Origin of the sequence: Coleofasciculus sp. LEGE 07092 (assembly GCF_015207375.1) — a bacterium.
Lineage (GTDB): Bacteria > Cyanobacteriota > Cyanobacteriia > Cyanobacteriales > Coleofasciculaceae > LEGE-07092.
Genome location: NZ_JADEWY010000016.1, coordinates 1 through 21958, shown reverse-complemented (window position 1 = coordinate 21958; position 21958 = coordinate 1). Strand labels below are relative to the sequence as shown.

Here is a 21958-nt window from a genome sequence, read left to right as displayed (position 1 = left end):
GAGGCTCCCTATCGCCTCTGTCGTGTGTGATTTGTCCTACATTGTTTCCTTATCCTTAAACTCAGAAACTCTCAAATCCAAGCCGTTAACAGTCAACGCACCACTCTTTTAAGCAGGCTTATCGAGCTGAAGATGGCTGCATAATAATCGCTTCAAAGGGTATGATTCCTGCCTTTTCACTTTTAATCGAACGTGCTGCCTGACGGGATAAATCCAGGGTTCTACCCGGAATATAGGGTCCGCGATCGTTAATTCGGACAATCACGCTGTTACCATTTTCTAGATTTCTGACCTTGAGATAGGTGTCAAAGGGCAAGGAGGGATGAGCTGCCGTTAGTTCGTTTTCGTTGTAAGTTTCGCCTGTGGCAGTGACTCGTCCGTGAAAATAAGGTCCGTACCAGGAGGCAATGCCCTCAATCGTGCTCGAGGTTTCCACTAAATTATGCATACGTTCTTGGGCTTCTGTGAGCGTCAAAGCCCCTTGTCCCAAGGCAACGCGCAGATTATTTGCCCATTTTATGGCTAGCAGTTGTCGATTCTTCCCCAAATTGTTTGCCAGCTTGTCGTCAACTTTTAGAAACAGGCGAGTACCAACCTTTACAGCGGGTTGTCCATGAGAGAATGCTGGTTCTACAGATGACTCGTGCCTGTAGGAGTCTAAGGGCTGACAGAAGAATTGCTTCAACTGATGTGCCATCCGCTCGGCTTGCTGTTTGGTCGGAAATTGGGCGATAACTTGTCCCCTCATCCGCACTTGAAACTGCTCCCCATTCGTAGAGGATGAACTCTCAACAGCTTGGCTCTTGAGCATTTGCGAGTACCGCCAAAATCCTCGCTTCAAACGCCGTCCTTCACTGCTGGGTTTCTCGCCAATACCCTCTCCCTGGTGAGTGCTGACAATGCTGATAGAATCAGCAACTGCCTTATCTTCCAAGCCAGAATGCTGACGCCAGGGGAGTAAGTTCTGCATAACCTGGAAAATTTTTTCTGGCAGCGTCTTTTTTGACGAGTTGGGAGCAGAGGTGGCTGCGGGTACAGGACAGAATGCACCAACTCCCGCATTCCTTTGAATGGAAATCTTCTCAATCGTTGAGGTCGGCTGGACTCGAAACCAGGAGCTGCCCGTACCGGTCTGAAATGCCAGGTGTTGGGCTGTTCCTACCGACGAGTTAGAAGACCGGACTCCTGAGGGAAGTTGCATTGGCAAAAGCCGAGAAGTTGGCAGTTCGATAGGACTGCTGACTACCGCGAACGTCCGAGCAGGAAACGTGTTTGTGATGTACTCCGGTACTTTTAATCGATTCTGACTGGCGGAAACCAAACAGCTAACCCAGGCAGTTACCCAAATAAGTCCGAAAAATGGCATGAGCGATGATAATGTGAGTTAGGATGCACTTTGGCAATTAGCCGTAATACTGTATACAAAAGTTACAGTATACCTATCTTTGGGATCAATAGATCCATCTGGGGAGCGATCCCTCTAAAAAACAAAGTTTACAGCTTGTTTTTGATTGAGTGAAGACAAGGGAATCGAAAACGACAAAATATATCCCTCGTGCAGCCTAAGGTAAGCTGGGCAATGCTAGGATCTCATTTGCCGAATTTGGTGAGGTATTGATGGCAGAAACACTTTTTTTCAATGCATTGCGCGCAGCCATTGATGAAGAAATGGCTCGGGATAAAACGGTTTTTGTTCTCGGTGAGGATGTTGGTCACTACGGAGGTTCCTACAAAGTCACGAAGGATTTATACAAAAAATACGGGGAACTGCGAGTTCTTGATACTCCCATCGCTGAAAATAGCTTCACCGGACTGGCAGTGGGTGCCGCAATGACGGGTTTGCGCCCCATCATTGAAGGCATGAATATGGGTTTTTTGCTCCTGGCATTTAACCAAATTGCCAATAATGCAGGGATGCTGCGCTATACCTCCGGCGGTAACTTCAAAATTCCCATGGTGATTCGAGGACCCGGTGGGGTAGGTCGTCAACTTGGTGCTGAACATTCCCAGCGATTAGAAGCTTATTTTCAGGCAGTTCCCGGTCTGAAAATTGTTGCCTGTTCAACTCCTTACAATGGCAAGGGACTGCTGAAATCAGCAATCCGTGATGACAATCCGGTTTTATTCTTTGAACACGTCCTACTCTACAACTTAAAAGAAGACCTGCCAGAAGCGGAATACCTGCTGCCCCTTGATAAAGCCGAAGTGGTTCGTAAGGGTAGCGATGTTACTATCCTGACCTATTCTCGAATGCGTCACCATGTGCTGCAAGCGGTGAAGCCCCTTGAGAAAGAAGGATTTGACCCAGAGATCATTGACCTGATTTCCCTAAAACCCCTAGATTTTGAAACGATTAGTGCCTCGATTCGCAAAACCCACCGAGTCATTGTGGTGGAAGAATGCATGAAGACAGGGGGTATCGCAGCGGAAGTGACGGCATCGATTAATGAGCGGTTATTTGATGAACTAGACGCCCCCGTCCTACGGCTATCGTCTCAAGATATCCCTACCCCTTACAACGGCACTCTGGAGAGCCTGACGATTGTCCAACCCCAGCAAATTGTTGAAGCCGTGAAGAAGATGATTATGTTACAGGTGTAGAGGTGCAATATTTAGCGTCTTTACAGCAATTAGAACTTCAAGGAAAGCATCGCCGTTGAACTCATGACCCTCAAAAGGGATTATCATAGCATTTGTTGCGGCGGGTCGTAGTTATGCAGAGACAGCGTTCGTTATTAGCCTTAATTCTAGTCCTGGTGGTTCTGGCAATTGTTGTGTTGATCAAGATTCCCATCCAACTAGGACTAGATTTGCGGGGCGGGGCGCAACTGACCATTCAGGTTAACCCTACAGAAGAAATCCAAGAAATTACAGCCGAACAACTAGAAGCAGTTCAAAGTGTTATTGAGCGCCGAGTTAATGCCCTAGGAGTTTCAGAATCGGTGGTACAAAGCGTTGGCTCTGACCAAATTTTGGTGCAGTTGCCAGGGGTGAATGACCCGCAACAGGCAGAACGGGTGCTGGGAGGGACGGCACAGCTAGAATTTCGGATGCAACGACCGGGTACGGAGGCGCAGTTGCAAATCGAGCAGCAGGTACGCCAGCAATTGTTGGAGCAGCGAGACGTACTCCAGAAAAGTGGGAATGAAGAAGAACTGACGGAAGTTCAAGATACATTAGATCGGAGTAACGAAGCGATCGCCAAACTCTTTGAAAGCATCAATCTCACGGGTAAAAATCTTCAAGATGCCCGCGCTCAACCCACTCAATTTGGGGAGCTGTGGGAAGTGTCGATTCGCTTTGACGCTGGGGGCGGTGAAAAATTTGCTCAACTCACAAAAGATTTAGCGGGCACGGGTCGCAGTATTGGTATTTTTCTGGATAATGCCTTACTCAGCTCCCCAACCGTCGGACCTGAATATGCCGAAACAGGTATCGCGGGTGGGGGGGCTGTGATTACTGGCAACTTTACTGTCGAAACGGCTAGCGAATTGGCGGTTCAGCTACGGGGTGGAGCCTTACCCCTGCCTGTGGAAATTGTGGAAAATCGGACTGTGGGAGCCACCTTGGGGCGAGACAGTATCCAAAGCAGTGTTTATGCAGCGGTTGGCGGTCTAATTTTAGTTTTGATATTTATGGGGGTTTACTACCGGCTACCCGGTTTGATTGCTGATGCTGCCCTGAGCGTTTATTCCCTGTTCACCCTAGCCGCCTTTGTCTTACTGGGTGTCACCTTAACCCTACCGGGAATCGCTGGATTTATTCTCAGTATTGGCATGGCGGTGGATGCCAATGTGCTGATTTTTGAGCGGACGCGAGAAGAATTGCGAGAGGGAAAAACCCTTTATCGGTCAGTAGAATCAGGGTTTTATCGAGCGTTTTCGAGTATTCTAGATGCCAACGTCACCACGTTAATTGCTTGTGCGGCGCTGTTTTGGCTGGGTTCTGGCTTGGTGAAGGGTTTTGCCCTCACCCTTGCCATCGGAGTAGCCATGAGTATGTTTACCGCTATTACCTGTAGTCGTACCTTGATGCTGCTACTCGTCTTGGGATTTCCTGGGGTGCGCCAGAAGCCGGAACTGTTTTGTCCCAATCTCCCGGCTTCAGTAAAATCGTAGGGGAAAGGGAAATTTGAAATGACATTCAATGTAATTAAACAGCGATCGCTTTGGTGGACAATCTCGGCTACCGTGATCCTAGCGGGTATCGTTGCTATGGCGATCTCTGTTAGCCAGTTTGGGGCACCGTTACGCCTGGGTTTAGATTTTGTAGGGGGTACACGGCTGCAATTTGAACTCGATTGCTCTGTGCCGGGGAACTGTGAAAAACCAATTGAGCTGGAAACCGTGCGAGAGGTTTTGGCAGAACAGGAACTGGGAGGCAGCAGTATTCAACGTCTGGGGGAACAGCAACACGCTCTGACTATTCGCACCAAAACCTTGGATGTAGAACCCCGCACTCAATTGCAACAGGCGTTGAGCGAAAAGATTGGAGCGTTTGATCCGCAAGCGACTCAGATTGATACAGTTGGTCCAACCCTGGGACGACAGCTATTTGTTTCGGGCTTGCTGGCATTGCTCGTCTCCTTTGCAGGTATTCTCATCTACCTCTCCTTCCGCTTCCAATTTGACTATGCCTTCTTCGCTTTCATTGCTCTATTTCACGACGTATTAGTGACTCTGGGGATTTTTTCTATTTTAGGTTTAGTTCAGGGACTGGAAGTTGATAGCCTGTTTGTAGTGGCTCTCTTGACAATTATTGGTTTTTCTGTTAACGACACTGTAGTCATTTATGATCGTGTGCGGGAGGTTATCGCCCTGCATCCAGAGCGACATATTAACCAAGTGGTAGAAGATGCTGTCAATCAAACACTGACACGATCAATCAACACCACGTTTACAACGTTACTAGCATTAGTATCTATCTTTCTATTTGGGGGGGAAACTCTCAAATACTTTGCTTTAGCCTTAATCGTCGGCTTTATTGCGGGTGCCTATTCAAGTATTTTTGTTGCCAGTACGATGTTAGCGTGGTGGCGAGAACGTACTGGCAAGGCTCAAATGATGCCAGCAACAGAGGCTAAAATATCCGACGAAGGTTAGCTGGCTGTTGCGATTTCCTACCCTAAACGATTCACTAACTATGGAGCAGCCCGACGCTCAAACGTCTCAGACAACCCCCCATAACCTCGACTCAACCTTCCATATTAAAGTTCAACGGTTACATCAGCTTACCGTCTATGGGCGGTGGTTACTGGTGGGTTTCTTGTGGATTAGTCTGGCTCCGTTGAGCTTGTGGGGTTGGCGCTATGAACTTTCTCTGTTGCGATCGCATTTTACCTGGGCAGCCGTGCGATATGGTATCGTTTACAACCGTCTGCCTGTTTTAGGTTTTTCTATCTGCATTGGCATGACGGCTTCTGTTTTGGTATGGCAGAGTCGTAATATTTTACTGGGAATACATCCCGCTGAACAAAAACGTTTGGAACATAAAGTACACCGTATTTGTCAGCAGGGAGCGAGTCATCCGTTGTGGAAATGGGTTTGTGAGCGGTAATTAGGGAGTAATGAGTAATGAGTAATGAGTAATGACTCCCTACTCCCCACTCCCCTTTTAACTATGCAGGGAATGGGCTTAACGGAACTTGGTTTCTCCAGTAGGCTCTGATTCGGGCATTTAACGACTGTAAATCAAAGGGTTTTAGGAAATATTCGTCGGCACCAGCACCCCAACCGATCATTTTATTAACGCCAATATCTGGTTCAGTCATCAAGAATATGGGCAGGCAGTAGCCGTGAGAACGCAGGTTTCGGCAAAAGTTGACACCATCTAGCTTGGGAAATAGGATATCCAACAGCATCAAATCGTAGTGGGTGTCTCTTAGTTGGTTCCAAGCAGCTTTGCTGTTGCAGACGGCATAGACTGTATAACCTTGATCAGTGAGAGCTTCTGTTAAAGTTTCACTAAAGGACGCATCCTTCACTAGTAATAGAATTTTCATTTTCGAGGGGTGGGCTACAGGGGATAGAGAGGTACGAAGTGGAATGCTGGTTTTGATAAGGGATTAACCAGCAATGGCACTTCTTGCACTAGACCCACACTTATTAACCTTAATGCAGTTTGCTGTATAGTTTTGACAGGTAATCTTAGCTGCTGCGCGATCGCACTCAGAGATACCGTCCCGTTGGTAAACTCCCAAACTTGCCACTCTAGGGCATCTAGCCGACAGAGGGGTTGATTGCTAATAATACTGATTAATGCTTTTTGGGGATCGGGCAAGCCTTCGGTGAGAATGCCCTGATTTTGCAGCACTCGCAACCCCATTAATGTGGCTTCTGTTGCGGGTATGTTTAAACCCGTCATTTCTCGCGCTGGTAAGAATGCTTTCGAGTCGAATTGAAACTGAGCCTCCTTGAGTTGAAACAAGGGGTAGACTTGTTGTAATAATTGAATCTGAAATAGCTGTTCTAGATTTTGGGATTCTAAGACTCGATTGTTTTTGAGCCACACACCCAAGGGTTGATTAGTCGGACAGCACCACTGAAGTAATTTGGTGAGGACGCGATCGCTCACCCACTTACATCGACTAATCAGCGAACTCAAACCTTGCTCGTCTAATCGGTTTGCGGCTGCCACAATCTTACCATTGCAGACCCAGATGTAATGAACATTAGACGGTGTGGCTTTGGAGTCTGGAAAAGAACGAATCGTAAGTAAGCCAGTTTTTTTGGTTTTCTCGATGAACTGAAAAATTTCAGCGATGGAACAGTCTGTTACAGAACCTGCAATACACATACGTTACCCCTTTAGATGCTCCCCGATAGTTGCTTGAGGCGGTTGAGAACACTAGAGCTAGAGCATTTACATTCCTTAAAAAGTATGCACTCACCTCAGCCGCACCTTTAGTTTGCTTCTGCTCTCAGAGCCCTACAACTGAAGATCGCAAGTTAATGACGCAACTTAAGAAAAATTAGGGGAGTTCTACCCCTGGCAGGATGAGTTTAAAAAAAGTTTGATGGGGAGAAAAATTTGACAAGGTTAAAAAAAACTGTTTTCCTCGCTTTACCTTTAGGGAAGTGCAATAATTAACCGAAATAGTCTCCTGGCAATTGAACCAGTTATGCAAATGCCACTGAGAAATATGCCCCCAAAGCGCAAACGAGGTGTTGTCCTTACGCTTCCGGGTTGGCACCGCCTACAAGCAACAAGGCAGGCATTAGAAGCACAAGAAAACTCTAACAAAGCTTATACCCTTGAAGAGTTAAACGAACGAACGAGTTTAAGCCCCAATACTCTCACCAAAATTCATCACCGTCAAGTGGGTGTTGATCGACAAAGTTTAGAGTGCTACTTCAGTGCTTTTAACCTAACTCTGAAACCAGATGACTACACCCAGTTAGACTCTGAGCCAGAAGCAACTGAAGAGTGTATCGAATTTCCGGGTAGTCCTGTACCACTCAACTCAGCATTTTACATCGAGCGTTCTCCCCTTGAAGAACGTGCCTACAGTGAGATTAGAAAACCTGGTAGCGTTGTTCGCATCAAAGCGCCTCGGAAGATGGGAAAAAGTTCTCTGCTGCTGCGGCTTATCGCTCAGGCTGCTGCTCAGGAGTACCAAATTGTTAGTATAGATTTTCAGCAAGCGGATGAGGCAGTTTTTGCCTCCCTTGATAAATTTTTGCGTTGGTTGTGTGCCAATGCCACTCGGCAGTTAAAGCTCGAATCTTACATTGATGAGTATTGGGATGAAGAGATTGGCAGTAAAGTAAGCTGCACGATCTATTTTCAGGGATATCTGTTGGAGCAAATCGACTCTCCTGTAGTCTTGGCATTCAATGAAGTGAATCGAATTTTCGAGTATCCCAAGATTGCTAGAGAGTTTCTGCCCTTACTGCGATCATGGCATGAAGAAGCTCAACAGGATGAGAGCCTACAAAAACTACGGCTGGTGGTGGTTCACTCTACAGAAGTTTATGTATCCTTAACACTCAACCAATCCCCTTTTAATATCGGACTGCCGATTACCTTACCAGAGTTTACCCTGGAGCAGTTGCAGGATTTGGCAGTGCGTCACGGACTTGATTGGACAGATGGCTATGAAGCTGAAAAACTAATGGGAATGGTAGGAGGACATCCTTATTTACTGCGATTGGCTCTTTATCACCTCTGTTGTTCTGATTTAACCTTAGAGCCGCTATTGCAAAACGCACCCACAGCAGCCGGGATTTATAGCCATCACTTACGGAGTCAGCTAGCAACTCTGCAAAAGCGTCCGGAATTGGCAGATGTTTTGAAACAAGTGGTTACTGCATCGGATAGGGTGCGCTTAGACGCGATCGCAGCATATAAATTAGAGAGTATGGGGCTGGTGAAGCTGGAGGGAAATGAGGCGATAATCGGTTGTGAGTTGTATCGCTTGTATTTTGGAGAGCAACTCTTTGAAGAACCCCCCTTGGAAAATCGCCTTGAGCAGTTGGAAGAAGAAAACCAGCAATTACAGCGCTTGTGTAGCTTAGATAACCTAACCCGACTCCCGAATCGGCGTAGCTTTGACGAATACCTCGAACAAGAATGGCAGCAGTTGGTGCAGGCAGAAGCTCCCCTTTCAATAATTTTAGCCGATATCGACTTTTTCAAGATTTACAATGATACATTTGGTCATCTAGCTGGGGATGGGTGTTTACAGAAAGTTGCTAAAGCTATCGGTGATTGCGCAGATAGTCGGGCTGCTTTCGTGGCGCGTTTTGGGGGGGAAGAATTTGCGGTGATTATGCTCTATAGCGATGCCAATAGTGCTTTACAACTGGCTGAAGAAATCCGAGAGCAGGTAAAAGCACTGGGGATTGCCCATGATGAGAGTCGAATTGGCGGTTTTTTACCAATTATCACCATCAGTTTAGGAGTCGCTAGCACTATTCCCAAACCAGATGATGATCTAACAACGATTATAGATGCGGCTGACAATGCGCTGTATGAGTCAAAACGATGGGGACGCGATCGCGTTACCCTTTGTTCAAGTTTAAATTTTAGATTTGAACAGGGAATGGGGAATGACGAATTACGACTATCAAGTTGGTGGAAGTCTCGCAACCAATCATCCTAGCTATGTAGAACGACAAGCAGACAGCGAACTTTATGAGGCACTAAAACAGGGGGAGTTTTGTTACATTCTCAACTGCCGGCAGATGGGCAAATCTTCCCTCTTAGTCCGCACCCGCAATCAATTGCAACAGGACGGGTTTAAATGTACAACCCTAGATATGACTCGTATCGGCAGTGAAACTATCACCCCGACTCAGTGGTACAAAGGTGTGGTTTCGGAGTTGTGGCGAGGGTTCAAACTGCTGGGAAAAGTGAATCTCAAAACCTGGTGGCAACACGAAGAAGATATCTCAATTCTTCAGAGTTTGAGTCATTTTATCGAAGATATCCTCTTAGTTAAATTCCCCAACGAAAAAATTTTTATTTTTATTGATGAAATTGATAGTATTCTCAGCTTAGACTTCCCCATTGATGATTTTTTTGCCCTTATCCGGTTTTGCTATAACCAGAGAGCCATCAATCCCGACTATAACCGCATCACCTTTGCCATCTTCGGAGTAGCAACACCTTCAGATTTAATTGCTGACCGAAATCGCACACCCTTTAATATTGGTAAAGCCATAGATTTGCAAGGCTTTACTCTAGAGGAAGCTCAACCCTTAGCTAAAGGATTAAAGGAGAAGTTCTCAAATCCCCAAGCCATTCTCAAACAGATATTAGCCTGGACAAGCGGACAACCCTTTCTGACCCAAAAGCTGTGTCAACTGCTACAAAATCTTGTAGAAACGCGATATATTGCCTCTGATGCCGGGAGTGAAGTTTGGCAAATTCCACCGGGAACCGAAGCCTTTTGGGTGGAATCAATAATACACAAGCACATTATCTACAAATGGGAATCTGCTGATGAACCAGAGCATTTAAGAACAATCCGCGATCGCATCTTAAAAAACGAGCAACGGGCTGGCAGATTATTGGGTATCTATCAGCAACTCTTACAATTTGATTTAAGTGATGCCGGGGGAATCGAAACCGATGACTCTCCAGAGCAAATTGAACTGCTGCTATCAGGCTTAGTCGTCAAACAGCAAGGATATCTGAAACTTAAAAACCGAATTTATCAAGAGGTATTCAACCTCGAATGGGTCGAAAAACAGTTAACCTCTCTTCGTCCCTATTCTCAAAATTTCGATACCTGGATAGCCTCCAAACAACAGGATGAATCACGATTATTGCGGGGACAAGCTCTCAAAGAGGCGCAAGCTTGGGCGCGGGACAAAAGTTTGAGCGATCTCGATTATCAATTTTTAGCCGCCAGCGAAGAATTAGATCGAAAAGATGTTCAACAACGGTTGGAAGCCGAACGCATCAAAGAAATTGAAGCCCGGCTCAAAGCCGAACAAGAGGTTGCCAAAAAACAGCGATTGTTACTAGCGACCTTTTGTATCGCCTTTCTCGTGGCGAGTGGACTCGCAGGGGCAATGCTGATTCAAAACCACCGATTAGCGATTAGTGAAATTAAAGCAATCGCCACCTCATCTGAGGCTTTATTTGCTGTCGATAAACGATTGGATGCCCTAATAGCCGCCATTAAAGCCAAACAAAAACTACAAACCCTAGGGAGGACAGACACCGAGACGGAGAACCAAGTTGAACAGGTATTGCGCCGAACCGTGTATGGAGTTAAAGAACATAACCGCTTATCGAGTCATCGTCAGGGCGTTTATACCGTCGCTTTCAGTCTTGATGGTTCTCTAATTGCCTCCGCCAGTGAGGACACAACCGTTAAACTTTGGCAACCGGATGGCACCTTACTGATTACACTCAAAGGGCATAGCGATAAGATCAGAGGAGTAGCAATTAGCCCCGACAGTCAGCTTATCGCTTCAGCCAGTGGAGATAAGACGGTTAAACTCTGGAAGCGTGACGGGACTCTGCTGAGAACAATAAACGGACATAGTGATGGCGTCAATAGCGTGGCATTCAGTCGAGATGGTGAAATTATTGCTTCTGGAAGTGCCGATAGAACTGTAAAACTCTGGAAAATAGACGGCACTTTGCTGACTACCTTAACAGGACATACTGACGAAGTTCGAGGCGTGGCATTTAGCCCAAATAATCAGATGCTGGCATCAGCAAGTTGGGATAGTACTATCAAACTCTGGCAGCCTGACGGCACGTTACTGAAAACTCTTAGGGGTCATAATGACGGGATTAACGGTGTGGCATTTAGCCCCAACAGTCAAACCCTGGCATCAACCTGTTTTGATGGAACAGTGAAACTCTGGAGGGATGACGGAACTCTGCTAAGAACTCTAGAAGGACATAGTGATGGGGTTTACGGTGTTGCCTTTAGTCCCGACGGTCAAATTTTAGCCTCCGGGAGTTGGGATAGAACTATCAGACTCTGGAAAATCGATGGCACCCAACTGACTACCTTCAAAGGGCATACCAATGCTATTTGGGGAGTTGCGTTCAGTCCCGACGGTAAAACCCTAGCATCTGCCAGTTGGGACAAAACAATCAAACTTTGGACCCTTGAAAATACCTTGTTGAGAGTCCTTCCTGGACATAGGGATGCTGTTTGGGGAGTGGCATTCAGCCCCGACGGTAAAACCTTAGTATCTGCCAGTTGGGATAGTACTATCAAGCTCTGGAAAATAGACGGCACCTTGTTGAAAACCTTGTATGGACATCAGGATGCAGTTCTCGACGTTGCTTTTAGTCCCAATGGTGAAACGATTGCTTCGGCAAGTCGGGATAAGACGGTTAAACTCTGGAGCAAGGAGGGTCTTTTACTTCAGACTCTCCAGGGTCATAGTGATACAATTTATAAAGTAGCGTTTAGCCCTGACGGTCAGCTTTTAGCATCAGTCAGTGGAGATAAGACCATTAAACTCTGGAAGCCTGACGGCACGTTGGTAAAAACTCTTCAAGGACATAGCGCACCAGTTCATGGAGTCGCTTTTAGTCGGGACGGTCAGCTTTTGGCATCAGCGAGTGGAGATAAGACCATTAAACTCTGGAAGCCTGACGGCACGTTGCTAAGAACGCTGAGTGGGCATAAGGACGTAATTCGGGCAGTAGCGTTTAGCCCGGATAGTCAGCGTCTTGTCTCTGCAAGTTGGGATAATACCGTCAAACTCTGGAAGCGTGATGGCACCTTTCTCGCTACTCTAGCAGGACATGGCGATCGCGTTGATGGTCTTGCCTTTAGTCCTGATAATAAAATAATTGCCTCGACTTCTTGGGACAATACGATCAAACTCTGGAGGCGTGACGGTACGTTTATCACCACTCTCGAAAAGCATAGCGATCGCGTTTACGACGTTGCTTTCAGTCCAGATGGCAGAACCATTGCTTCAGCTAGTGTAGACAAAACGATTATTTTGTGGGATTTAGATCAGGTAGTCAAGCTTGAGCAAGTGTTATCCTATGGTTGCAATTGGGTGCAGGATTATTTGCAGACGAATATCGAGGTGGAAGAGAGTGACAGACATTTGTGCGATCGCAAAGCGCTGCGGCGAAACACACAGTACCTTAACACTCACTAATTTGGAAATGGTGCAATATCTGAGATAGAACTTTTATTTACAGCACTTTGCGAGTTAGTCTGGCACAGTCCCCCCTTGATAAGGGGAGCTAGGGGGGTCAAAATGTAGTCTATTCACTTGAAAACCCCTGTAAACATGAACGTCCCCGATACCCTAGTCAACCAACTCAAACTCTACCTCAAACACCGAGCTGACAATGGCGATCTTGAAGCTAAAACCTTACTGACTCAAATTGAACAGTTGACTACTGCCCCAACACTAATCCAGATGCAAGCGATGGACATACTGCCCCCCGAAGGGTTTGATATGGGGTGTTGAGACGTTCTAATTCCCAACCCGTTCTTGATAACTCTCTCGACAGGTACTCAAGATACGTTTATCGTTATCACTGAGTTTGCCAACGGGTTGATAGCCTTCGAGGGAGACGGTATGGGGATAGGTTAGGGATTCGTAGGTATTTCCTAAATTAGGCTGACTTCTAGCTGCTGCAATAGACTGGGGTTGGGCGCGAGCAATGGTGTGAGACAAAGCGGTTTGGTCGTAGGGATTGACTACTGTTAGATTCATTTGGTTTGAATCTAAGGTGCCGTAAAAACAGCTAAACTCCGAATTGGGTAGGTAGAGAGCACCGAGCAACTTACCGTGATCGGCTTCAAAGACGATATATTCTGTACCAATTTGTTCCGGTTCTGAAGATTGACCGTAAAGGTAGACACCATCAGCAATAGAGGCAGTTGAGGTTTGTGCTTGTGCGATCGCAACGGCAGTAGTATCAACGGTTTCTGCTTGTTCTTGAGCGGCTGCTTTCTCCCCGATAGAGGTATTCCCTATCAATCCTACTGTGAGGAGTAACCCAGTGAGCGGTAATTGCCAAAAAGCAAGTCGCTGATGTTGTGACGAAACGAACCCCATTAATTGGTTAATCACGGTGGTTACCTCCTTTGATAAAACCTCGAAACACCCTGGAAAAATGCCGTCATGTTAAGGCACAGTCGGCAGCAAGCCAAAAGCCTAGGAGAACCTTGCATTTGCCCTAAAAATCGATACTTTTAAGCCGTCTCCTTGTTTATCTATCTAAACCTGAACCCTGGCGTTGTTTGCGCCTCCTCCAACCGGTTTCTCAACCGTCACATCTGAATACATATTTTTTCCGTATAATCCCTTGTAAAAAAAGCCATCCTATGTAAAAAAGATAACTCAGAAACACGGTATAAAACTTCCCTCAAAGGAGTGAAAATCGTCTCACCCCAATGGGGGGAGTGGAGTAACACCTCAAGGGTTTTCATGTCTCCTTGTCTCTTCACCTACCCCCTACATCCCATAAATAAAACCCCTCACTACTAACTTCAGTAGCAAGGGATAGGATTTCGTATAACGTTACAATTCTTTAGCGAAAAAAAAGTGGTAACAACCTCTGCTACCACTTCCGCAAATGCCCGGATTAGCCATTAACTAGCGACGATGTACTCTCGGACATTCCCATGACGACGGCGTAGCTGTGCTAGGGCTTGGTGTTCTAACTGACGCACCCGTTCCCGGCTCAGGTTGAGGCGCTGACCAACTTTCGCCAAAGACAGTTCGTGACCGTCTTCTAGCCCAAAGCGCAGCGCCAGCACTTCCCGTTGTTGGGGGGTGAGTTCTGCCAGCAGGTTATCGAGATCTTGGCGCAGGGACTCTTGGGTTGTGTAATGTACGGGCGTTGGACCTCTGTCTTCTAGCAGGTCAGACAGTTCCGTATCTTGGTTATCCCCTACCCGCACATCTAAAGAAACGGGTTGACGGGCAATGCTCAAGTACTCCCGAATCTGGGCGGGTTCTAATTCCAACTCCTCACCGATCTCAGCCGGTGTAGGGTTGCGCCCCAACTTTTGGGAGAGTTCTCGCTGAACTTTCTTGATTTTGTTGAGTTTTTCGGTAATGTGAATGGGCAGCCGAATCGCACGCGCTTGCTGCGCGATCGCACGGGTAATTGCCTGACGAATCCACCAGTAGGCGTAGGTGGAAAACTTATAGCCCCGTGTCGGGTCAAATTTCTCTACACCTCGCTCTAAGCCGAGGGTTCCTTCCTGGATCAAGTCCAGAAATTCCATGTTACGCTTTTGATACTTTTTCGCGATCGCTACAACTAAACGCAGGTTCGCTTCGATCATCTTGCGTTTAGCCCGCGTTCCCTGGCTTATAATTTTCTTGAGGGCAGATTCATCAAGCTTGATGTCAGCAGCCCACTCTTTCAGGGTCGGTTCGCGCTGCAAGGTTTCCTCTAGGGCTTCTTTCGCCTCTACAAGTTGCATCATCTGCTGCACTTGCTTTCCATAGACAATTTCTTGCTCATGGGTCAGTAGCGGTACGCGACCGATCTCGTGCAGGTAGGTACGCACCATATCTGCCGAGAACGTGGGCTTGGTTGTCTTTTGTTTGGTGTTAGTGTTAACAGTGGGCATCTGTGAGTGGTGACTCCGTAAACGAGCAATAAGTCTGTCGCGGATTAGGACCTCAAAAGCAAAAGCAATAGCGATGGACTAGTCTCTCACCCTGAGGATATTGGCGCGAATTGGTGACCTACATCTACTAAAAGATGTATAGACCGCCCACCTGTTCTATATTGGGCAGGAGATCTAACCGTAAATTTGAGTTAAAGCCAGTTACTCGAGAAAATTCTCTCTTCGGTACTTTTACTGCGTTTCCCAGTTTGGCTGCTCGTGGCTGAGAACCGAGAGTAAAATCGAAGTCAGTATGAGTTTGCTTTTACTCAATAGTATTACAAGTTTAGACGTTGGTAAAGAGGCAAAGGTTCAACATTTCTCTAACCTGACGGTGGTGTCGCATCGATAGAATCCTCCTCCTGACACCGAATAGGACTGGGGGATTGGCATCGCTCCCTAGTTACTATCATCTCCCAATACACTGGGAACGAATAGGCAACCCCAATGGAGATAACCGAACTGATTCGTGGATTGATATCCTACCATGCTACAGCGACTAGGGCGAGCAGATGTTTGGAACCCTTGACTTTCTAAACTGGAAAGGGCATAGAAAACCAGGAACCCACAGGCTTAGAGCTTTCCAACCGTGGTATTCCTTCTACCCCCTAGCGCATTGATTCTTTATTAACGTCCTATCTCCCTTGACTTTAAGACAGACGCTTATTTTACTCGAAAACCTAACTTTTTAGGCAACTATTGCGCTAGTCCTGTCTTTCCTTGTTCCCTCTTTTTCTGAGGTTCATTGGCGATTAAACCTCTTGCAAATGTTCGATCTTATCAGTTTAAAGCTCCCCTTTCCCGAATAAGAGCAAGACGCCGATTGCTTGTTTTCGGTTAAGAAACAGCCATTCGGGAGAAAAACTAAAAATGATGTTTACCCTACCAAGCCAGCCTATCTCCTGTTACTGGACAGGAGTTGGCGTTGTGAGCTGGGACAATAAAGTTTTTGGATTTTCTTGCTTAAGGCAATTGATCACTCAGTGGTATTAGCGCAGAGTTATACTTTACCCAAGAACCTACTGGCATTTGCGAATTATAACACAGATCAAAGAGTTTTGGGTAGGTATTCAATCCAAATTTTAGGGGATTATGCTCAATCCTAGCTAAGAGTCCTTTGCCAGAAAGGTGCCTACGAGACAAGCTCCCTCCCAATCGACCCCTTCCAAGTTTGCCTCTGCTAACTCAGCACAAAGCAAATTCGCGTCGGTGAGGGTGGCACCGGCAAGATTAGCCCCTCGCAAATCGGCTTCTTCCAGATTGGCTTGGTTCAAACTCGCTCCCTGCAAATTAGCTTGTGAAAGGTCTGCCCCCTTAAGATTAGCGCTATTGAGATTTGCACCCCGCAAGTCTGCCCCTCGAAAATCCACGCCCTGCAAGTTCACTCCGGTGAGAGTCGCACCACTCAAAAAGGCACCCGCCAAAGATGCCTGAAAAAGGGTTGCTCCCATCAAATTCGCACCTCGAAGATTGCTGCCCCGCAAGTCAGCCCCCGTCAAATCTGCCTGCATCAGGTTGGCACCTAGCAAATTTGCCCGCAAGTCTGCTGACACCAATCGAGCGCAGATAAGTTTTGCACCATCAAGGCGAGCACCGTTGAGATTGGCTTCCGAAAAATTCGTTCCCACCAGACTAGCACCTGCTAAATTAATTTGCTCAAGTTGGCTACCCGACAAGTCCTCGTCGTCTAACGCCGCTCCCGATAGCTGTTTGATTTTTCCCGCTTGAATTGCCTCTATCTCCATCAATCTTCCTTGCTAAATCATGCCTTTCTAGAGGAAGCATCCAATGGCGCTTCTTCACTCACTGGAGTGGGAATCGATCAACCACATCCCTGCTGCTATTTTAGGTTGATTTACCTGCAAACTCATACCCTGTTGCATCCCAATCGTCAACAGTTCTAGAGCCTCAACCAGTTTGGGGTCGAATACTGTGCCAGCTTTCGCCCGACAATCACTGAGCGCCCTTGCCAGAGAATTGTCCTGGGATTGGTAAGTCGCCACCCGCTGCTGAAAGTCGGCGATTAACGCCAGAATCCTTGATTCTAAAGGAATGGCATCGTAAGCTAACCCATCAGGTTTCCCCGAACCCTGCCAATGTTCAGTTTGGTGAGTGACAATGTGAGCGATCGCCTGCAACTGAGGCATGATTCGCAAAACCGATGCCTTCGGCAGTGATTCTTTTTGGCCTACCACCTCTTTCTGAACCGGTGACTTAGGCGCGTCCAAAACATCTTCGACCCCTTGCATCGGGATAAGACGGTGCAGCAAACCCGCCAGACGCAAACGTTTGAGTTGCCATGCGGGTAAATCTAGCAACTGCCCCATTGCTTCGCACAGCGCCGCTACCTCTGATGCTGCCATGGGGTTGGTGGCATCAGCTTGATCGATAAGCTGCGCCATCCGTAAGAATGCCTGCATCTCATTGGAAAGGAGGTTATCATCCAACACCTTGTCTTCGATGGGCAAGGTATGCAGTTGATCTTCCCCTGTTTGGTATAAATTGTGTTGAGAACTTTGCAGGTAATCGACTACGCGAGACACCACAATCCCAATGTCATCCCGTTCTGTGGTGCCAAAGGCAGCCGTAATCTGCTGCGCTTGTTCCCCTAAGGTTTGTTGTAAGTCGCGATTGTAATTACCAATGTGAGCGATCGCCAAATCTATCGTTTCCCGAACCAACTCCGGCTCAAAGGTCCAGAACCCATAAAATTTGCGATCTCGGTCACTTTCTGGTACTCCTTTAACCCCATAATCTGATTCCGATAGCTCTTGACACAAAACCATTGCCGTGTAAGTTTCCGACATAATGATTAAGTGCCACTCTTGAGCCACTGGATCAGCCGGGTCCAGAGACACAAGTGACACATTCTTGAGTTGACTGGTGGAATGTTCAGCAAAGCCCGTATCGGGTGCCGCCATAATCGCCACTTGGGAAGATTTCTCAGCTAACTGTGAGTAGCGTTCTGCCTCTTGCAGATACCACTTCCCCCGTTGGAATGCCGCGATTGTTAAGGGTTTTCCCCCAGACTCTAAAATGAAATCTTCCAAAGCATGGCACAGGGAAACCAGAGTGTTTTTGTAATACACTCCAAAATTTAGCGGTCTTTTACTGTGTCGATGGGCTGTTTCTAGCTTTTGTAAAATCGAACCTTGCAGCATGATTTATTCGCAACGGATTTTGCAGCGGATCTAACGGATAGGCTTAACCCCATTCGTTTAATCACCGATCATCAAGCACCTTTCCCCTGGGGCTACCCACTAATGAGCAGCGATTAATTGTTTCTCTTGTTTTGGCTTGGTTTCAATCGGGGCAACTAGTGCTTCCTCCAAGTCAGCACAACCGAGTCTTTCCTCCAAAATTTTCATCACTTCACGACCAAAATCATTAGGATTTTGCTGCCAAGCTTGCAGGCAAACCTCACCGAAAAAAGAACCTAGGGGTTCGGGATTCCAGAGAAGTTTCTTCGCTGTCCAAGGCATCAGGCTCATGGGATTGTAATCCCGCGTGATGATATTGTGCTCAAAGGCATACTCTTCTAAATGAGTATGGGGTTGTAAGCCAATGAAGAAAATCGCGGGTTCAACCTTATCTGCACCGAAAATTCGTTCTAGCTCCCGATGATAGGCAATAGTCTGGCGAATAGTTTCAGGTCGCTCATCTATTACATTAAAGGAGTAGTTGACCGAAACCAAGTCATTAAAGCCAGCCGCTTTCAAATCCCGGCAGTTTTGTAGCACTGTGCGTAAGTTGTACCCCATCCGCATCTTCCGCACGAGTTCCTGAGAACCACTGGTGATGCCAATTTCAAAGTAATTCATTCCCGTTTTCACCATCAAGTCGCATAACTCAGGCGTCAGGTTATCTGCCCGAATGTATGCCGCCCAGTGGATATCCGTCATGCCGGAATCGAGAATTTTCTGCAACAGCTCTGCTGCGTCATCAATAAACTTCCGCGCCGGAATGAATTGGGCATCGGTAAACCAGAAGTTGCGAACCCCTCGATTGTAAAGCTGGCGCATCTCAGCCACTACTTCATCGGCTGGGTTAATCCGCACTTGCTTGCCTTCTACAACGGTGTAAATGCAGTAGCAGCAATTGTGAGGACAACCCCGCTTGGTTTGGACGCCGATGTAGAAGTCGCTCCCTTGTAAGTAATAGTCAAAGCTGTGCCAGATGCGTTCGATGTAGTCGTAGTTACACGCTGTTTTTTCAAGGGGAGTAGGGCGTTCGTGAATCAGGCGATCGCGCGGCGTGGTTTCACCCACGATATAGCAACGCTCGTCCTGAACACTTTCACCCCGAAGAATTTTTTCTAGGAGATTTTCTCCTTCTCCCACAGAAACAATCGTGCCTTGGGGCAGTTGATTTTCTAGTTGCTCGTAGAAAACGCTCACCGCTCCCCCCCCGACAACGGCACGCACGTTTTGATGGTAACGACGGGCGCGTTTTAGTCCGCGCCGAATCAAACCCATATTACGCCAAAGTTCGGTATAGTAAGAAGCCGCTAGACGCAATCCTCCTATCGCACCGCGTAACTTCACCAAGGGATTCTGCGCGTAGTAGAACTCGAAGGCATTTTGCAGCGGATTGCCACCCCTACCGCCTACAGGTGCGTAAATTTGAATATCACGCCAGGAAAAAACGAGGAGTGTGGGTTGAAACTCGTCGATACAGCTATTGAGATCACGGGTAAAATCTAGGGGGGGTACGGTTCCTAGGTCAAAAATACGCTGTTCAACCTCTGGGAACTGTTTGTGAACGTGATCGGCTAAGTAGACGACACCAATCGGAAAGATGGGGTTGCAGGGAAGGCGGACGTAGAGAATTTTCTGTAACATTGGGGATTTTCTGTTAAGGATTGTGTTCTTTATTAATGGTTGTTGATGCTGCACCTCCGGGTTAATCAGCCTTAACTGAGTTGGCTTAGATGTCCTAGCAATCCTAACCCTTAGAAGCGTTTAGCCTTTTTGAGGATCGGGATGCCGTTCTCACCTAGCGTTCAGAAGAATGTTGAAAAATTTTGTTTATATAACTTAACTTTAACAAGATTGGCGATCGACCTCAACCGTCTTAAGAATATGGTATTTTTTTTGAGGTGTAGAGTCTCCTCAAATGCGTCAGGAACCCCACGGCTATAAGCCGGGGGCTTGAAAAAGCCTAAACCTGACCAACTTAAGACTTACTTGGTCTACGTTAACGGGTAAGAGGTGAACTACCTACACTAAGTCGAAACGACTATAGTCTAGGCTTCTGAACTCATGGGGGAATGCCTCAGAACGGACTTGCGTCCCAACTTTGGTCTTACTTCCCCTCCTTCAGCAGAGACGGCTGTTCCATCCGTCTGTAGTATTCTGATGCCTTCTGCTCTAATGTTTGTTGATGCATTACCATCGCGGTCGTGACGAGTGCCACAATGAGGGCAAGTCCACTCTCTAACGTCAAGTGGCAACTTATCAATCTGGTAATAACAATTAGAACAGAGCTTAGAACTGGGAAACCATCTGTCAATTTCTACTAACTTTCCACCTTTTTTCTCTAGCTTATATGCCAAGAAATTAACAAAGGTTCCCCAACCAGCATCAGATATTGCTTTAGCTAAACTGTGATTGCGTACCATGCCTTTGACATTAATATAGTGGGGGACTTCCCGGCGATAAGTTAAAGTTCCTACCTTGGGGTGCGTGCCAGCTCCAACCCCAATTCTTGATGAGTACTGGCAATGAGGGATGAACCGGAGCTGAAAAAACTGAGCATTTTTAAGGGAAATTGCCGAATTTAGCCATAAACAGCAGAGAATAAAAGAAATTATCTCAATAAGCTCTGACGCTTACCTGGCTAGCGACAGAGATAAGTAGTGATTGGTAGTCGGGTTTACAGCAACTGGGGATCACAGGTGCTAACTTGGGGAGTGTAATAAGCAGCTAGATTCGTTGATTACCTCGGCAGTTATGGCTCAAATTCTAGACTCCCTTCCTTCAGATGACCCAAAGGGCATTCTCTGTTGCTATGTGAATGCTACCAGCCAGATCCAAATTGCTCGCATTTCAAACATTCCCAACTGGTATTTTGAGCGGGTTGTTTTTCCTGGGCAGCGCTTGGTATTTGAAGCCCTACCAGAGGCTTTAGTAGAAATCCACTCTGGAATGATGGCAAGCGCGATTTTGTCAGATACAATTCCTTGTACTCGCCTGGTTGTAAGCGAAAACAGCAGTCCCCCTGATAAATCTGCTCCACAACCCAGCCAAGACGCTACCAATAACAAGCAAACTGTAGAAACTGTTAATCATAAAAGCCAGGTAACGTCAGAGCCTTTAGCGCTGGCGTCTCTCAGCTAATTAAGAAAAGCCAGTTGAATGAAAATTAAAGGGGTTGCCCACATCGGCAGCCCCCTTGCTTTGTATGATGACAAGGGAACGCTAAGTATTCTTAATAACTCGTGAATCTGCCTGATTTTCTCTGGCTCTGGAGAGCAGCCGCTTGGTCAATGGGTTTGTCGATTTTGGCTTATGCCTTGCTAGGCATTACTGGTAGTGTCCTTTTCTCCAAACGCCTGTCTCAGCATCCGCGACCTCAGTGGTTGCGACCGTTACACTACATTATTGGTTGGGTAATGGTGGGTTTAGTGTTGCTCTTACTCGCTATTGGTTTAGTCGGAACTCTAGGTCATTACGGCAGTTTAGGACATTCAGGACACTTAATTGCTGGTGGCTCGGTTGTGGTTTTGGTTTTAGTTTCGGCAGCGAGTTCCACCCAAATTAGTCCTCACCAACCTTGGGCGCGTGCCGTTCATGTAGGAACGAATATTGCTCTGTTTGTGGGATTTGCTTGGGTTTCATTTACAGGTTGGCAGGTAGTGCAAAAGTACCTGTAGAGCTTTGGGAG

At 46.9% G+C, this 21958-nt stretch carries 17 protein-coding genes and 1 pseudogene; 9 read left to right on the top strand and 9 right to left on the bottom strand.

Annotation, left to right across the window (positions count from 1 at the left end; genetic code table 11):
• Positions 1 to 118 precede the first annotated feature (118 nt).
• Positions 119 to 1366, bottom strand: a complete 1248-nt coding sequence (locus IQ257_RS06110) for a septal ring lytic transglycosylase RlpA family protein (protein ID WP_228060463.1) — start codon at positions 1364 to 1366, stop codon at positions 119 to 121.
• Positions 1367 to 1617: 251 nt separating this feature from the next.
• On the opposite strand from IQ257_RS06110, the gene IQ257_RS06105 reads away from it, so the two are divergent.
• From IQ257_RS06105 to IQ257_RS06090, 4 genes are all read left to right on the top strand, one after another.
• On the top strand, positions 1618 to 2601 hold the full coding sequence (locus IQ257_RS06105) for an alpha-ketoacid dehydrogenase subunit beta (protein WP_193876709.1): 984 nt from the start codon (positions 1618 to 1620) through the stop codon (positions 2599 to 2601).
• Positions 2602 to 2714: 113 nt separating this feature from the next.
• The gene (secD, locus tag IQ257_RS06100) at positions 2715 to 4118 is read left to right on the top strand and encodes a protein translocase subunit SecD (RefSeq protein ID WP_193876707.1); all 1404 of its coding nucleotides are present in this window, start codon (positions 2715 to 2717) and stop codon (positions 4116 to 4118) included.
• Positions 4119 to 4136: 18 nt separating this feature from the next.
• Entirely contained in the window at positions 4137 to 5102 is a 966-nt protein-coding gene (gene secF, locus IQ257_RS06095) for a protein translocase subunit SecF (protein WP_193876705.1), read from the top strand.
• A 40-nt stretch (positions 5103 to 5142) separates the two neighbouring features.
• Entirely contained in the window at positions 5143 to 5556 is a 414-nt protein-coding gene (locus IQ257_RS06090) for a hypothetical protein (RefSeq protein WP_193876703.1), read from the top strand.
• A gap of 61 nt (positions 5557 to 5617) precedes the next feature.
• On the opposite strand, the gene IQ257_RS06085 is transcribed toward IQ257_RS06090, so the two are convergent.
• Together IQ257_RS06085 and IQ257_RS06080 are read right to left on the bottom strand one after the other, a co-directional pair.
• A complete protein-coding gene (locus tag IQ257_RS06085) occupies positions 5618 to 6001 on the bottom strand; it encodes a response regulator transcription factor (protein ID WP_193876701.1) in 384 nt (127 codons plus the stop codon).
• A 14-nt stretch (positions 6002 to 6015) separates the two neighbouring features.
• The gene (locus IQ257_RS06080; RefSeq protein WP_193876699.1) at positions 6016 to 6795 is read right to left on the bottom strand and encodes a DUF4388 domain-containing protein; all 780 of its coding nucleotides are present in this window, start codon (positions 6793 to 6795) and stop codon (positions 6016 to 6018) included.
• Between the two features lie 325 nt (positions 6796 to 7120).
• Between IQ257_RS06080 and IQ257_RS06075 the strand changes: the two genes are divergently transcribed.
• The 3 genes from IQ257_RS06075 to IQ257_RS06065 all read left to right on the top strand — a co-directional run bounded on the left by IQ257_RS06075 (position 7121) and on the right by IQ257_RS06065 (position 12911).
• A complete protein-coding gene (locus tag IQ257_RS06075; protein ID WP_228060462.1) occupies positions 7121 to 9103 on the top strand; it encodes an AAA-like domain-containing protein in 1983 nt (660 codons plus the stop codon).
• Positions 9051 to 12593: an AAA-like domain-containing protein gene (locus tag IQ257_RS06070; protein ID WP_193876697.1), complete on the top strand. Its 3543-nt coding sequence runs from the start codon at positions 9051 to 9053 to the stop codon at positions 12591 to 12593. The genes IQ257_RS06075 and IQ257_RS06070 overlap by 53 nt, the downstream gene beginning before the upstream one ends.
• A 135-nt stretch (positions 12594 to 12728) precedes the next feature.
• The gene (locus IQ257_RS06065; RefSeq protein ID WP_193876695.1) at positions 12729 to 12911 is read left to right on the top strand and encodes a hypothetical protein; all 183 of its coding nucleotides are present in this window, start codon (positions 12729 to 12731) and stop codon (positions 12909 to 12911) included.
• A 6-nt stretch (positions 12912 to 12917) separates the two neighbouring features.
• Here the strand turns inward: IQ257_RS06065 and IQ257_RS06060 are convergent, their stop codons facing one another.
• The 6 genes and pseudogenes from IQ257_RS06060 to IQ257_RS06035 form a co-directional block, all read right to left on the bottom strand.
• Positions 12918 to 13520, bottom strand: a complete 603-nt coding sequence (locus IQ257_RS06060) for a hypothetical protein (RefSeq protein WP_193876693.1) — start codon at positions 13518 to 13520, stop codon at positions 12918 to 12920.
• 521 nt (positions 13521 to 14041) lie between these two features.
• Complete coding sequence (locus tag IQ257_RS06055) at positions 14042 to 15034, bottom strand: RNA polymerase sigma factor, RpoD/SigA family (RefSeq protein WP_193876691.1); 993 nt, start codon at positions 15032 to 15034, stop codon at positions 14042 to 14044.
• A 1145-nt stretch (positions 15035 to 16179) separates the two neighbouring features.
• Complete coding sequence (locus IQ257_RS06050; RefSeq protein WP_193876689.1) at positions 16180 to 16818, bottom strand: pentapeptide repeat-containing protein; 639 nt, start codon at positions 16816 to 16818, stop codon at positions 16180 to 16182.
• A 54-nt stretch (positions 16819 to 16872) separates the two neighbouring features.
• Positions 16873 to 18234, bottom strand: a complete 1362-nt coding sequence (locus tag IQ257_RS06045) for a DICT sensory domain-containing protein (RefSeq protein ID WP_193876687.1) — start codon at positions 18232 to 18234, stop codon at positions 16873 to 16875.
• A gap of 99 nt (positions 18235 to 18333) precedes the next feature.
• A complete protein-coding gene (locus IQ257_RS06040; RefSeq protein ID WP_193876685.1) occupies positions 18334 to 19914 on the bottom strand; it encodes a photosystem II high light acclimation radical SAM protein in 1581 nt (526 codons plus the stop codon).
• A gap of 404 nt (positions 19915 to 20318) precedes the next feature.
• Positions 20319 to 20708: pseudogene (locus tag IQ257_RS06035) on the bottom strand (RNA-guided endonuclease InsQ/TnpB family protein); the annotation flags it as partial.
• 316 nt (positions 20709 to 21024) lie between these two features.
• Between IQ257_RS06035 and IQ257_RS06030 the strand changes: the two are divergent.
• Together IQ257_RS06030 and IQ257_RS06025 are read left to right on the top strand one after the other, a co-directional pair.
• Positions 21025 to 21411 carry a DUF1830 domain-containing protein gene (locus tag IQ257_RS06030; RefSeq protein WP_193876682.1) on the top strand — a complete coding sequence of 129 codons (387 nt, stop codon included), beginning with the start codon at positions 21025 to 21027 and terminating at the stop codon, positions 21409 to 21411.
• 101 nt (positions 21412 to 21512) lie between these two features.
• On the top strand, positions 21513 to 21947 hold the full coding sequence (locus IQ257_RS06025) for a DUF4079 domain-containing protein (protein WP_193876680.1): 435 nt from the start codon (positions 21513 to 21515) through the stop codon (positions 21945 to 21947).
• The last annotated feature ends 11 nt before the right edge of the window (positions 21948 to 21958 follow it).

Excerpts from the sequence above, each read along its gene's own strand:
- IQ257_RS06110 (WP_228060463.1), bottom strand. The coding sequence starts at position 1,366 with ATGCCATTTTTCGGACTTATTTGGGTAACTGCCTGGGTTAGCTGTTTG.
- IQ257_RS06105 (WP_193876709.1), top strand. The coding sequence starts at position 1,618 with ATGGCAGAAACACTTTTTTTCAATGCATTGCGCGCAGCCATTGATGAA.
- secD (WP_193876707.1), top strand. The coding sequence starts at position 2,715 with ATGCAGAGACAGCGTTCGTTATTAGCCTTAATTCTAGTCCTGGTGGTT.
- secF (WP_193876705.1), top strand. The coding sequence starts at position 4,137 with ATGACATTCAATGTAATTAAACAGCGATCGCTTTGGTGGACAATCTCG.
- IQ257_RS06090 (WP_193876703.1), top strand. The coding sequence starts at position 5,143 with ATGGAGCAGCCCGACGCTCAAACGTCTCAGACAACCCCCCATAACCTC.
- IQ257_RS06085 (WP_193876701.1), bottom strand. The coding sequence starts at position 6,001 with ATGAAAATTCTATTACTAGTGAAGGATGCGTCCTTTAGTGAAACTTTA.
- IQ257_RS06080 (WP_193876699.1), bottom strand. The coding sequence starts at position 6,795 with ATGTGTATTGCAGGTTCTGTAACAGACTGTTCCATCGCTGAAATTTTT.
- IQ257_RS06075 (WP_228060462.1), top strand. The coding sequence starts at position 7,121 with ATGCAAATGCCACTGAGAAATATGCCCCCAAAGCGCAAACGAGGTGTT.
- IQ257_RS06070 (WP_193876697.1), top strand. The coding sequence starts at position 9,051 with ATGACGAATTACGACTATCAAGTTGGTGGAAGTCTCGCAACCAATCAT.
- IQ257_RS06065 (WP_193876695.1), top strand. The coding sequence starts at position 12,729 with ATGAACGTCCCCGATACCCTAGTCAACCAACTCAAACTCTACCTCAAA.
- IQ257_RS06055 (WP_193876691.1), bottom strand. The coding sequence starts at position 15,034 with ATGCCCACTGTTAACACTAACACCAAACAAAAGACAACCAAGCCCACG.
- IQ257_RS06050 (WP_193876689.1), bottom strand. The coding sequence starts at position 16,818 with ATGGAGATAGAGGCAATTCAAGCGGGAAAAATCAAACAGCTATCGGGA.
- IQ257_RS06045 (WP_193876687.1), bottom strand. The coding sequence starts at position 18,234 with ATGCTGCAAGGTTCGATTTTACAAAAGCTAGAAACAGCCCATCGACAC.
- IQ257_RS06040 (WP_193876685.1), bottom strand. The coding sequence starts at position 19,914 with ATGTTACAGAAAATTCTCTACGTCCGCCTTCCCTGCAACCCCATCTTT.
- IQ257_RS06030 (WP_193876682.1), top strand. The coding sequence starts at position 21,025 with ATGGCTCAAATTCTAGACTCCCTTCCTTCAGATGACCCAAAGGGCATT.